We start from the raw sequence: 9877 nt of genomic DNA on the forward strand, positions 1-9877 counted from the left end.
GGTACAATTCGCAGCATATTCCTGTATCGCGCAGTTGCTGCATCAATACGAAAGCCTTTTTACTTTCTTCCCGGCCAAGATTGAAAAACAATACCTGTGTACCCCTGTGCACTTCCTGCGGAAATAGCTTTAGTTCTTCCATTACATCATATATCCTGTCTATGCCAAATGAAATACCCACACCAGGAATATTGGGGACGTCAAACAAGCCGGTGAGGTCGTCATAGCGGCCACCGCCGCCAATGCTGCCCATCTGAACATTTTTTGCTTTCACTTCAAAAATGACCCCGGTATAATAGTTCAGTCCGCGGGCCAACGTAAAGTCAATGCTGAGCTGTTGCGTACTGTTTACAGATGGCAGGTAGTTCAATATGTATTCCAGCTCCTCTATGCCTTTTACACCTGCGATGGTTGTGCCCAGCAGCTCTTTTATTTTATTGATCTTTTCTGTGTTATCGCCGTCAATATCTAAATACCGGCTAATAACAGTAACCTGGTTTTCATTTAAGCCTCTTTGTAATAATTCTTCCTTCACTTTTTCAATCCCTGTCTTGTCTAACTTGTCAATGGCAATGGTGATATCCGTTAATTTCTCTGTGCCGCCGCACAGTTCGGCTAAAGCCGATAATATTTTCCTGCTGTTGATCTTAATATCAACATCAACCTTTAATTTTTCGAATACCGTGGCATAAATATTTGCAAGCTCCACTTCATTTAACAGAGAATTGCTACCCACTACATCGGCATCGCATTGATAAAACTCACGGTACCTTCCTTTTTGCGGGCGGTCGGCCCGCCACACCGGCTGTACCTGGTAGCGTTTAAACGGGAACGTGAGCTGACCGTGATTCATTGCTACATAACGGGCAAAAGGAATGGTGAGATCATATTTTAGAGCCCGTTCGGTAAGATTCTTATCATTCTTTCCATGCAATACATTTTCAAAAGCCGCTCTTGCTTTATCTGTGTTTTTGGGATCAGCCAGCCCATTGTTCAGGATCTTAAAAATCAGCTTATCTCCTTCTTCCCCATACTTTCCCATCAGCGTATCTAAGTTCTCCATAGCAGGCGTTTCCAATGGTTCAAAACCATACAGTTCAAATACGTTTTTAATGGTATTGATGATATGGCTTCTTTTTCTTACAACATCGGCTCCAAAATCTCTTGTGCCCTGAGGAATGGCGGGTTTGCTCATGCTGCTGTAATATTGAATGCTAAATTATTTTGTTGGTATGGCATAACGCTCAATGATCTTGTCACATGCTTTGTTGATCATCTCAAATACTTTATGATAGCCAGGCTCAGCTCCGTACCAGGGGTCTGGTATATCCATATTACGGCCGGGGTATACTTCATTCATCAGCAGCTTCACTTTTGCTGGATTGAATTTTTTCCCTGTTCTCCATTTTATTTCATCTGCAACATCCTCTGCCATCACATAAATGATGTCAAATTCGTCAAAATCATTGCCGGTAATGTTTCTTGCACGTTGCCCGCTGATATCAACCCCGTGCATAAGCGCTACTTTTTGCGACAGGCGATGCGGGGGCTCACCCACATGATAGCCATTGGTGCCGGCGCTGTCTACCTGCCAGCTCAGCCGTGCCTGTTCTATTTTACTTTCCATAATACCTTCTGCCAGCGGGCTCCTGCAAATATTACCCAGGCATACCATTAATATCTTCATAGCTAAAAAATCGCGACAAAGGTAAACCTTAGGATTTGAGATTTAAAATTGGAGATTGGAAGCGGTCGGTACCCGATATGAGGAGAGTCAGACCGCTTCTCAGGTAGGATGAATATTTCGTCTCCCGTCATTTTCTTTTGGTTTTGGTTTATGGTTTTTTGTTTGTCGTTGTATTCTTCGGACTTAGAGCTTATGGCTTCGGATTTGAAATTTATCCGCCCCGGCGGACAAGTTTGTTTCTTGTTATTTGTTTTTTGATGCTTCCCTCTGTACCTTGTTCAGGTTTTGGGATTATGACTTTGGGCTTCGGATATGCGGGTGAAAGCGCTTATAGTTTTGTGTTTATAAAGCAGTTGTTATATGGAGACTGGCAATCTCCGGAGAACATAGTAAGTGCGGAGTGACGAGACTCCGAACAGCAGGGTGATTTGGTTCTTAGTGCTTTATGGCTATCGGTAGCCAGTTGTCAAACAAGTCTATCCTTTCAGCCTTCGGGACAGCAGTCTTCAGATTTCGTGCCGCTGATCTGAATAGATACCCTGTTTTTTTTATTTTGTAGATCAAAACGATGCCATGTCATGCAGTATTCTCCGGATTCCGATCCCTCTTATGACCTGAAGATCCATGCAGGATTTAAAGTGGTACGCGATTACAGCTTTTCCTTCGATAAAGTGGAAATCTCTTTTAAGGACATGGTCAGGTTTATCTTTCCTTCTACCGGTTACCTGATCTTCAATCTTTTTTTCGGCGATGATTTTACTCTTCGTTTTTTAAATTATGACCTTTCCGAAGACTTGCCCCACCATCTTTATATTACGGGGCTTCTTTCGCGCGGAATGCTGATTACGGGCCAGCAGGGCACAGGCGGTGGATATGCCATGAAGATACATCCCGTTATCGGGTATCATTTTCTTCGGATACCCATGTATCAGCTTACTGACCGGCAGGTACGGTTAAGCCACATTTTCGATAGAGAAGGCCGGCCGCTTCGGCAACTGGAGGCGAATGCATCTGCCCGTACGCTTAACGATCCGGGTGTAAAAGGTTTCTTCTCCAAATATTTACCGGATAAGTCGGTTTACCTGCGCGATCCTGTTTATCATGCAGTCAATAAGATCATAAGTAAAAAAGGTATTATCCAGGTAAAAAAGCTGGCAACGGAGTGCTGTATGAGCGAACGGACCCTGCACCGCCAGTTCTTATTGAAAGTAGGCCTCTCACCACAGTCGTATGCCAAAATATGGCAGCTTCACTTCACCATGGAATTACTGAAAAACAATCCCGGAGCCAAATTGCAGGGTATCGCTTTTAAAGCGGGCTATTACGACGTGGCGCACCTGGCACGTGATTTCAGGGAAAAATTGTTCGTTCCCCCCTCTCAGTTCTACCGGGATGTCAACCCTATGATGCAATCTTATCTGGACTTTCCCGATTCCTTACAATAATGTCCGATTTGTACAGTAATTTTTATACCCGCTTTCTTAGTTTTGAATATCACATCATCATGGCAACCCGGCAGGCTTACTTGTTTTTGCCAGGGGTAAACAAGCAGCATTCCCTACTCTCGTGAGCACCTGCATGCGTTCCGGCAATTCCGTTAACATAAAGGATAGCGCTACGGGCAGGGAAATATTAGAATATCAGTTTGATTGACAGCACCACGGTCACTGTACAGAAGGCAGTCCCTTATGTATAGCAACATTGCCAACAGGCATGATCCTGCTTTATCACAAACCGGGCACCCGGATTTTGAGATATCGTGACCGGGCGATCTTAAACCATCGGCAACTCAATACTAAAAACTAAAATATAAACTCATGAAAGTGATCTATTTTATCTATGGTGTGCTCTGCTATGTTGTTTTTCTCGGCGTATTCCTGTACGCCATTGGTTTTGTTGGCAATATATACGTTCCGAAGTCCATTGATGTGGGAGGCGATTCATCGGTGATGGAGGCGTTTATTGTCAATTCCATTTTATTGACCTTATTTGCCGTGCAGCACGCGGTAATGGCCCGGCCGGCATTTAAGAGATGGTGGACGGGGATCATTCCCCAATCTATAGAGCGCTCTACCTATGTGCTGGCCACTAATTTTGTAATGATCCTGCTATTCTGGCAATGGCAGCCTATGACCGGTGTTGTCTGGAACACGGAAAACGGTACCCTTATCACGGTGCTGTGGGGATTGTTTGCATTAGGTTGGATGGTCGTTTTTCTTTCCACCTTTATGATTAATCATTTTGATCTTTTTGGGCTGAAACAGGTGTATGAAAGTTTACGGCAAAAAGCGTCGCAGCCCTTATCCTTTACCAAAAGATATTTTTACGCCGTGATCAGGCATCCGCTTATGCTTGGGTTTATCATCGCCTTTTGGGCTACACCCGTAATGACCATTGGTCATTTATATTTCTCCATCATGACCACGGCGTACATTCTGATATCCGTAAAATTCCTGGAAGAAAGAGACCTCGCCAAACAACTGGGAGAACCCTACAAGCGATACCAGAAGGAAGTGCCCATGCTGATCCCGTTTACGAAAAGCAGAAGAAGATAACGATCTTGGGCAGAAACTTTCTTGACTATTATGTACGCGACAATAAGAAACTTCCGAATATAGAGCCGCACGGAGACTAAGGAGGTCAACAAGAATAAAACGGAACATAATGAAGATACTCTTAGCATTCACGCTCTCATTGGTTATCGCAAACACCAATGCCCAATATGTGCACGACTCATTAAAAACAGCCACCGGCTATATCCATTATTATACCAAAGGAAAAGAGAACCCGGTCGTACTGTTACCGGGTGGCCCCGGCTATTCCGGTTATTACATGCGAGGCATTTCGGATTCCCTTCAAGGCTATAAAACCATTCTTATTGATTTCCAGGGAACCGGGCATTCGCTGTACAAAAAACCGGATTCCACCTGGGTCAACCAGGACAATATGGTGCAGGATGTGGAACTGCTGCGGCAGCACCTGCATATTGATAAATGGACGGTCTTAGGCCATAGCTGGGCTACCCACACGGCGTTGTATTATGCTATCCAACATCCGAAACACACCGAAAAAGCTATTTTGATAGCCACTGCCGGTACGGATAACAGCTTCCTGAAATATTATGAGGATAACATCAATAAGAATCTGACCCAACAGGATATGACGGAACTGGATTCCCTGTCAAAGGATCCTTCGCCAAATTCATTGGAAATATCAAAGGTCTGGTTCAGGGGCTATTTTTACGACCATGATAAGGCGTCATTGTTATTTGCCAATGTGCCAAAAAAGAAATCCCCTATTTGCAAAACGATGTGTTTTTTAATGCATTCATACACAATCCGCATTTCAAAACCTTTGATATCGGCAAGCGGGTTTATGCTTTAGATCTGCCTGTAAGGATCATCCAGGGCCGCCAGGATCCGGTGAACGGCGGTACACAGGAGCGGCTGAACGAGCGGCTGAAACATTCCCGCATATTTTATATAGAGCGATCCGGGCATTTTCCGTGGCTGGAACAGCCGGAAGCATTTTTTGCGGCGTTGAGGGAGAGTTTAAAAGATTAAAGGAATATAATTGGAAAAGATTTTAGTATAAAAAATAATAAAATGAAAAAAAGAAATTTATTGTTGTTCAGCACAGGCATTATTTGGCTGATCTCAACGTCATGTGTAAACCAAAGTCAAAACAAAAATGGTACGGGAGCAAGTGATCCTGCTGCCAACGAAAGGTTAGAAGATGTTTTTGGCAATTACTGGGAGGGCTATCTGAAGCTGAATCCTGCGATAGCTACTTTTACGGGAGATAACCGTTACAACGATACCCTGGTAAATGACGCAACTCAGGCTTTTCGCAATTTGGAAAGCAGGCATTATCAGGCCTATCTGGATACGATGAAGACTTTTAACAGGGCTGCACTTACAAAAGAAAATAAGATTAACTACGACATTTTTGTCTACAACATCAAAATGGGATTGGAATCGCTTAGCCTGAATAACTGGATGATGCCTTTTAATCAATCTACCAGCATGCCCGTACTGATAGCGGTAGCAGGTTCGGGCAGGACTTTTATTCCCTTTAATACAGTAAAGGATTGTGAGAACTGGTTAAGCCGTATCCATGATTTTACTGAATGGGCAGACTCAGCTGTCGGCAATTTCCGGAAGGGAATAAAAGCAGGGGTAGTATTGCCAAAATCACTGGTTGTGAAAATGATCCCGCAAATGCAGGCGATAGTTGTAGCAGACCCCGAACAAAGTATCTTTTACACGCCGGTGCGTAATATGCCCGGTGATATTTCCGCGGAAGACAGCCTGCGAATAGCGGCGGCATATAAAAGGGCCATTTTCAACGAAATCGTTCCCACGTATAAAAAGCTTGCTGGTTTCCTGAAGAATGAATATTTGCCCAATGCAAGCGCTACATCGGGACTGTCGGGTATTCCCGGCGGGAAGGAAATGTATACATATGATATAAAGTACTTCACAGGCATAGAACTTACACCGGATCAGGTATATCAGACAGGATTGGACGAGGTTGCAAAGATCACTCACAAGATGGATAGCGTAAAAAGTGCGATTGGCTTTAAAGGCAGCCTGAAAGACTTGTTTGCATTTATTGAGGCCGATAAACGGTTCTTTCCGTTCAAAACACCGCAGCAGGTGTTGGATTCGTTTGAAATCATTCATCAAATCGTGAATGCTCATATTGACCAACTCTTCAATCATTTTCCGAAAACAAAGTTTGAAATCCGGCAAACCGAAAAGTTCAGGGAAGCTGCCAATGCGGTGGCACAATACCTGCCGGGATCGCCTGACGGTAGCAGGCCAGGCATATTTTATGTACCTATTCCCAAGGCGGAAACGTTCAACGCGTCGGATATGGAAAATGTGTTTCTGCATGAAGCCATTCCCGGACACCATTTCCAAATGTCTTTACAGGCCGAAAACACTTCACTTCCCAAATTCCGGAAATTTGGCTTTTCCCAATATGATGCTTTCAAGGAAGGATACGCTTTCTATTGCGAATCGTTGGGCAGGCGGCTCGGCCTGTATAAAGATCCCTACCAATATTTTCAGGCGCTGAACTGGCAAATGGTACGTGCTGTGCGCCTGGTAATAGATGCCGGTATACATAGCAACAAGATGAACAGGGAACAGGCAATACAATATATGTTGGATCATACGGCATTGGATAAAGAGGTGGTTACGTCAGAGGTGGAAAGATACATGGCTGATGCAGGGCAGGCGCTTGCTTATATGATCGGCAAATTAAAGATCATGGAACTGCGCAATAAATATGAAAAGGAATTGGGCAGCAAATTTAACATTGCCGCTTTTCACGATGAACTTCTGAGCGGAGGGGCAATACCGCTTAAAATTTTGGAATCGGAAATGGACGAATGGGCTGCCGGGCAGCATAAATGATTTTGAGTACATGGCGCAATAGCCCGATAGCAAAACATTGATACAGGAATATTTAAATTAAAAAAGCTAAGAATATAAAACAGTAACTACGAATGATACTTATCGGTAAAATAAAAAGCAGATGAACTTATACGAATTTCACAGGTCCAACCCCGACATATTCCGGCAATTTTCCGTAAAGGACGTGTTGTTCCTGTATTACAAATGCCCGCAGAAGGAGAAGATCCTTCAACTGCATTCCACCTATAACCAGTTTACCTTTTCGCTGAACGGCGGAAGAATTTTCCACCAGGGGGATTATACTTATCATATCAACAAAAATTCCGGCTTCCTGCTGCGCAGAGCCGGGTTCCTGCAGGAAATGAGTGACGATATCGTGGGATGGAAATTGCTCGCATTTTATATTAAGGACGATTACCTGAAAAGAATATTTGACGAATTCAGGGCAGATTTACCGTTGGGCGGCTTGCCATCTCCACCAACGGAAATGATGATCTCTATACATATCAATGACCGCATCAGGGCCTGTTATGAGAGCCTTCTCCCTTATTTTGACCAGGCAGCGCCGCTTCCGGAAAAGATCCTTGAGATCAAGCTAAAGGAATTACTGTATAATGTTTTTATCAATCCTGAAAACAAAAATATTCTTTCTTATATCAACAACCTTGCAGATGGCAATGTAACGCCGGTTTGGGAAATAATGGAAGCCAACTATATGTATAATCTGAAGCTTTCGGAATATGCCCAGTTGGCCAACAGGAGTTTATCTGCTTTTAAACGGGAGTTCGTGGCATTTTACGGCACCACGCCGGGGAAATGGCTTGCCGAAAAAAGGATCGCCCGCGCCAAGGCACAGGTAATGACCACACAAAAGCCGATCAGTGATATTGCCTTTGAAAACGGCTTTGCCAATAACGCGCATTTCAGCAGGGTGTTCAAAAACAGGTACGGTATTTCTCCGGCACATTACAGGAAGTAACGTTAAAGTAAAAAGATTGAACTTTTAAGCAAAGTCCTGTTGCCGGGTGCCGTATAGATTTGTGGTGGGTCAATTATTTATTCATCACAAAAAATTTCAGGTATGAAAGTTTTATTGTTTTTATCGCTGATTTTTTGCTCTTTGGTTTCATTTGCTCAAAGCGGTGGTAACAAAAACGAAAGCGGGAAGATTCTGGTAGACAATGACAAAGTGAAAGTGGTTGAATTTGTTGCCAGTCCCAAAGCGAATGTTTGCGGGCGGGGGATGCACTTCCACGAACCGCATTTGACCGTAGCGCTTACCGATGCCAAAGTTTTGATCACCACCCCGGATGGTAAAAAACAGGAAGCTCAGATTCCTGCAAACGCCGCTTTGTGGTTTGATGCCGGCACCCATACAGCCATCAATACCGGGGATGCCGAAACGAAGCTCCTGCTTGTTTATCTGAAAGAGCAATAGAAGGATTTATATGGAAGATTAAAGGTCGGGCAGGTGAATGTAAAAGCGATATTATACGATCACTGATAAACATGCGATGTGGAGACTAAAGCAGTCTCCGGAGAGCATAAAAATTGGAAATTTGAGAGGAGAATCGGTCGGTACCCGACTTGAGGAGGGTCAGACCGCTTCTTAAAGAATGAATCTTTCACCTCCCGTCATTTTCTTTTAGTTTTTGGTTTATGATTTTTTGTTTATCGTTGTATTCTTTGGATTTAGAGCTTATGGCTTCGGATTTGAAATTTATTTGGTTTTTGTTGTTTGTGATTTGTTTCTTCTCTTCCGGCTTCGGATTTTATCCATTATATTAGTTGAAACTGAAATCCATGCATTGTAATTTCCGGGTACCGAAGGCACTCTTTATTTTTTTGCTTTTACCTTCCCTGCTCATAAAGGCGCAGCACGTTCCTGCATCCAACGCTTCCACTTACCAGCCTCCGGTTTTTAAGGATGCTTCACGGATTGCAAAAATTAAAGCGCTGCTCCCGGCTATTGAAAAAATGTACAAAGATCATGCACGGGAAAACCGTTTCCCGGGCATGGCTTTTGGCATTGTGGTGGATGACGGGTTGCTCTATGCCGGTAGCGCAGGCTATACAAATCTGGCTGAGAAAATACCGGCTGGTTCAGCTTCGCTGTTCCGCATAGCCTCCATGTCGAAAAGCTTCACGGCGATGGCGATACTCCGTTTGCGCGATGAAGGCAGGCTCAGGCTGGATGACCCTGCGGGCTTGTATATTCCTGCGCTCAACGATATACGCCTGTTAACCACCGATGCGCCATCCATTACTATCCGGGATCTGCTCACGCATTCTGCAGGTTTTCCGGAAGACAACCCCTGGGGCGACAGGCAACTGGATATCACGCATGATGTGTTCGTGGCGATGCTGCAGAAAGGCATCTCCTTTTCCAATGCGCCCGGTGTTGCCTATGAATACAGCAACATGGGCTTTGCCATGCTGGGAGAGATCATTGCCAAAGTATCGGGAAAACCTTACCAGGAATATATTACCAATACCATTTTGAAGCCATTGGGCATGGATCATACCATTTGGGAATATACAAAAGCGGCTGCCGGGTTGCTGGCGCATGGCTACAGGTGGCACGAGAACAACTGGCAGGAAGAAGCATTGCTGCACGATGGAGTGTACGGCGCAATGGGCGGACTGATCACTTCAATAGAAGACTTTAGCAAATACATGACTTTTCATTTATCGGCATGGCCGCCGCGCAATGATAAGGAAACGGGGCCGGTTAAACGAAGTTCCGTTCGCGAAATGCAGCAGGCCT

9 protein-coding genes are annotated in these 9877 nt (G+C 44.3%); 7 read left to right on the forward strand and 2 right to left on the reverse strand.

Annotated features, from left to right (window positions below):
• On the reverse strand, nucleotides 1-1195 hold a 1195-nt coding region (hisS, locus tag PLH26_RS13830), incomplete at its 3' end, for a histidine--tRNA ligase (protein WP_324586618.1).
• Between the two features lie 24 nt (nucleotides 1196-1219).
• Nucleotides 1220-1687 (reverse strand): low molecular weight protein-tyrosine-phosphatase, encoded by a 468-nt coding sequence (locus PLH26_RS13835; protein WP_324586619.1) that lies wholly within the window; start codon nucleotides 1685-1687, stop codon nucleotides 1220-1222.
• A 578-nt stretch (nucleotides 1688-2265) separates the two neighbouring features.
• Between PLH26_RS13835 and PLH26_RS13840 the strand changes: the two genes are divergently transcribed.
• From PLH26_RS13840 to PLH26_RS13870, 7 genes are all read left to right on the forward strand, one after another.
• Nucleotides 2266-3132 carry an AraC family transcriptional regulator gene (locus PLH26_RS13840; RefSeq protein WP_324586620.1) on the forward strand — a complete coding sequence of 289 codons (867 nt, stop codon included), beginning with the start codon at nucleotides 2266-2268 and terminating at the stop codon, nucleotides 3130-3132.
• 372 nt (nucleotides 3133-3504) lie between these two features.
• Entirely contained in the window at nucleotides 3505-4242 is a 738-nt protein-coding gene (mddA, locus tag PLH26_RS13845; protein WP_324586621.1) for a methanethiol S-methyltransferase, read from the forward strand.
• A 109-nt stretch (nucleotides 4243-4351) separates the two neighbouring features.
• Nucleotides 4352-5071 (forward strand): alpha/beta fold hydrolase, encoded by a 720-nt coding sequence (locus PLH26_RS13850; RefSeq protein WP_324586622.1) that lies wholly within the window; start codon nucleotides 4352-4354, stop codon nucleotides 5069-5071.
• A 221-nt stretch (nucleotides 5072-5292) separates the two neighbouring features.
• Entirely contained in the window at nucleotides 5293-7110 is a 1818-nt protein-coding gene (locus PLH26_RS13855; RefSeq protein WP_324586623.1) for a DUF885 domain-containing protein, read from the forward strand.
• Nucleotides 7111-7231: 121 nt separating this feature from the next.
• The gene (locus PLH26_RS13860) at nucleotides 7232-8089 is read left to right on the forward strand and encodes a helix-turn-helix transcriptional regulator (RefSeq protein WP_324586624.1); all 858 of its coding nucleotides are present in this window, start codon (nucleotides 7232-7234) and stop codon (nucleotides 8087-8089) included.
• Between the two features lie 102 nt (nucleotides 8090-8191).
• A complete protein-coding gene (locus tag PLH26_RS13865; RefSeq protein WP_324586625.1) occupies nucleotides 8192-8548 on the forward strand; it encodes a cupin domain-containing protein in 357 nt (118 codons plus the stop codon).
• A gap of 365 nt (nucleotides 8549-8913) precedes the next feature.
• Nucleotides 8914-9877, forward strand: a 964-nt coding sequence (locus PLH26_RS13870; RefSeq protein ID WP_324586626.1) for a serine hydrolase domain-containing protein, incomplete at its 3' end; no start/stop codon positions are given.

Origin of the sequence: Agriterribacter sp. (assembly GCF_035444585.1) — a bacterium.
GTDB lineage: Bacteria > Bacteroidota > Bacteroidia > Chitinophagales > Chitinophagaceae > Agriterribacter.

Excerpts from the sequence above, each read along its gene's own strand:
- PLH26_RS13835 (WP_324586619.1), bottom strand. The coding sequence starts at position 1,687 with ATGAAGATATTAATGGTATGCCTGGGTAATATTTGCAGGAGCCCGCTG.
- PLH26_RS13840 (WP_324586620.1), top strand. The coding sequence starts at position 2,266 with ATGCAGTATTCTCCGGATTCCGATCCCTCTTATGACCTGAAGATCCAT.
- mddA (WP_324586621.1), top strand. The coding sequence starts at position 3,505 with ATGAAAGTGATCTATTTTATCTATGGTGTGCTCTGCTATGTTGTTTTT.
- PLH26_RS13850 (WP_324586622.1), top strand. The coding sequence starts at position 4,352 with ATGAAGATACTCTTAGCATTCACGCTCTCATTGGTTATCGCAAACACC.
- PLH26_RS13855 (WP_324586623.1), top strand. The coding sequence starts at position 5,293 with ATGAAAAAAAGAAATTTATTGTTGTTCAGCACAGGCATTATTTGGCTG.
- PLH26_RS13860 (WP_324586624.1), top strand. The coding sequence starts at position 7,232 with ATGAACTTATACGAATTTCACAGGTCCAACCCCGACATATTCCGGCAA.
- PLH26_RS13865 (WP_324586625.1), top strand. The coding sequence starts at position 8,192 with ATGAAAGTTTTATTGTTTTTATCGCTGATTTTTTGCTCTTTGGTTTCA.